Raw genomic sequence first — 2,366 nt, 5'->3', positions numbered from 1 at the left:
CTCGTAGGGTGGGCACCCCCGTGCCCACGCGTAACGTGTGCATAACGCGAACGTCCGCGTGGGCACGGGGTGCCCACCCTACGCCCGGTTGATCGACCCCGTTGATTCAACCGAAATGCGAACCGCACCCATGAGCAGACGATGACAGACAAACTCCAACCCTTGCGCGAACAGATCGATGCGATCGACGCGCAAATCCTCGAACTCCTCTCCCGCCGCGGCAAGGTCGCGCAGGAAGTCGGCCACGTCAAGGCCGAGACGAACGCCCCCGTGTTCCGCCCCGAGCGCGAAGCGCAGGTGCTGCGCGGCGTGGCCGAGCGCAATCCCGGCCCGCTGAAGGACCACGACGTGCAGACGATCTTTCGCGAGATCATGTCGTCCTGCCGCGCGCTGGAAAAACGCGTGACGGTCGCCTACCTCGGCCCCACCGGCACGTTCACCCAACAGGCCGCGTTCCAGCATTTCGGCAGCGCCGTCGAAGGCCTGCCGTGCGTGTCGATTGACGAGGTGTTCCGCGCCACCGAGGCCGGCACGGCCGACTACGGCGTCGTCCCCGTCGAGAATTCGTCCGAGGGCGCCATCAACCGCACGCTCGACCTGATGCTCGCCACGACGACCATCATCAGCGGCGAAGTGTCGATCCCCGTGCACCACAGCCTGATGACCAGGACGGGCACCATGGACGGCGTGAAGGTCGTCTGCGCCCATTCGCAGGCGCTGGCCCAGTGCCAGGTCTGGCTCAACCTGCACCACCCGGGCATCGAGCGCCGCGCCGTCGCGTCGAATGCCGAGGCCGCGGTGCTGGCCAGCCAGGACCCGACCATCGCCGCGATCGCCAGCGAGATGGCCGGCGAGCAGTACAAGCTGGGCGTCGTGCAGGCGCACATCCAGGACGATCCGCACAACCGCACGCGCTTCGTGATCATCGGCAGCCAGGCTACCGGCCCGTCCGGCAAGGACCGCACGTCGCTCGTGCTGGCCGTGCCGAACAAGGCGGGCGCCGTGTACAACCTGCTCGCGCCGCTGGCGAAGCACGGCGTGTCGATGACGCGCTTCGAATCGCGTCCGGCCCGCATCGGCACGTGGGAGTACTACTTCTACGTCGACGTCGAGGGCCACATCGCCACAGAATCATCCACAAGATCAGCCAAGAGAATCCCATGTCGCAATTCGGTCCAGACTATGTCCGCGCCATCGCCCCTTACCAGGCCGGCAAACCCATTTCCGAAGTCGCCCGCGAGTTCGGCCTCGACGAAGCCAACATCGTCAAGCTGGCGTCCAACGAAAACCCGTTCGGCCTGCCTGAATCGGCCAAGGCCGCGATGGCCGCCGCCGCCGCGGAACTCGGCCGCTACCCGGACGCCAACGGCTTCGAGCTGAAGGCCGCGCTGGCCAGGCGCTACGACGTGCCGGCCGACTGGATCACCCTCGGCAACGGCTCCAACGACATCCTCGAGATCGCCGCGCACGCCTTCGTGCAGAAGGGCCAGGCCGTCGTCTACTCGCAATACTCGTTCGCCGTGTACGCGCTGGCCACGCAGGGCGTCGGCGCGCGCGGCATCAACGTGCCGGCGAAGAACTACGGCCACGACCTCGACGCGATGGCGGCCGCCATCGATGTGGACACCCGTCTCGTCTACATCGCCAACCCGAACAACCCGACCGGCACGTTCATCCCGGCTGCGGAGATCGAGGCCTTCCTGGCCATGGTGCCGCCCTCCGTCGTCGTCGTGCTGGACGAGGCCTATAACGAATACCTGGAGCCGCACGACCAGTTCGAATCCACGCAGTGGGTGCGCAAGTATTCGAACCTGATCGTGTCGCGCACGTTCTCCAAGGCCTATGGCCTCGCGGGCCTGCGCGTGGGCTTCGCCATCGCCCAACCGGCCGTGACGGACCTGATGAACCGCATCCGCCAGCCGTTCAACGTGAATTCGCTCGCGCAGGCCGCCGCCATCGCCGCGCTGAACGACAAGGCATTCCTGCAGAAGGGCTTCGAGAACAACCGCGCCGGCTACAAGCAATTGACCGCGGCCTTCGAAGAGCTCAAGCTCGAGTACGTGCCGTCGCACGGCAACTTCGTGCTCGTGAAGGTGGGCGAGGACGACGGCGCCGGCGCCCGCGTGAACATCGCGCTGCTGAAGCAGGGCGTGATCGTGCGCCCGGTCGGCGCGTACGGCCTGCCGCAATGGCTGCGCATCTCGATCGGCCTGCCGGAAGAGAATGCGARGTTCATCGAAGCACTGAAGAAGGCGCTCGCCTGATGTTCACGAAAGTCGTCATCGTCGGCGTCGGCCTGATCGGCGGCTCGTTCGCGCTGGGCCTGAAGGCGGCCGGCGCCGTGGAGCACGTCGTCGGCCTGGGGC

Annotated in this window: 1 protein-coding gene and 2 pseudogenes; all 3 read left to right on the top strand. The window is 66.7% G+C overall.

Annotated elements, in window-relative coordinates; all coding sequences use genetic code 11:
- Nucleotides 1-141 precede the first annotated feature (141 nt).
- Nucleotides 142-1,158 (top strand): annotated as a pseudogene (gene pheA, locus AC1DYX_RS31270) (prephenate dehydratase); the annotation flags it as partial.
- 2 nt (nucleotides 1,159-1,160) lie between these two features.
- Nucleotides 1,161-2,264, top strand: coding sequence for a histidinol-phosphate transaminase (gene hisC / locus AC1DYX_RS31265; protein WP_477266122.1), 1,104 nt, complete (start codon nucleotides 1,161-1,163; stop codon nucleotides 2,262-2,264).
- Nucleotides 2,264-2,366: pseudogene (locus AC1DYX_RS31260) on the top strand (prephenate dehydrogenase/arogenate dehydrogenase family protein); the annotation flags it as partial. The gene hisC and the pseudogene AC1DYX_RS31260, both read left to right, overlap by 1 nt.

The organism is Massilia sp. P2_C2 (genome assembly GCF_056404615.1).
The sequence above is the reverse complement of the archived record's forward strand: the minus strand, read 5'-3'. Positions and strand labels throughout refer to the sequence as shown.